The sequence below is a fragment of the Halalkalibacter flavus genome (assembly GCF_036663575.1).
Classification (GTDB): domain Bacteria; phylum Bacillota; class Bacilli; order Bacillales; family Bacillaceae_D; genus Halalkalibacter; species Halalkalibacter flavus.
Genome location: NZ_JAWRVK010000387.1, coordinates 1 through 241, shown reverse-complemented (window position 1 = coordinate 241; position 241 = coordinate 1). Strand labels below are relative to the sequence as shown.

The 241-nt window shown below is 46.9% G+C and carries 1 protein-coding gene; it reads left to right on the top strand.

All coding sequences use genetic code 11. The features are described from left to right. Nucleotides 1-3: 3 nt before the first annotated feature. On the top strand, nt 4-241 hold a 238-nt coding region (locus SAY88_RS26255; RefSeq protein ID WP_431308938.1), incomplete at its 3' end, for an HD domain-containing protein.

The following is a 241-nucleotide window of genomic DNA, read 5'->3' as shown; positions in this document are numbered from 1 at the left end:
GTAATGAAAGAACTATCTAAACAAGTTAAGGCACTCTGGGGGAAGAAGAGCAACGTTGATGGTCAAGAACTGTGGCAACCACTAGTGGTGCACCTACTTGACACCAAAAACGTAATTAATTGGCTATATGGTCATTGGCTAACGGATGGGCAACGGAAGGCTGTCCAAGGTGATCTTTCAGAAGAAGCCGGTCAACAACTGGCGGAGTTTTTGGGAGCGGTTCATGACCTTGGGAAGGCAA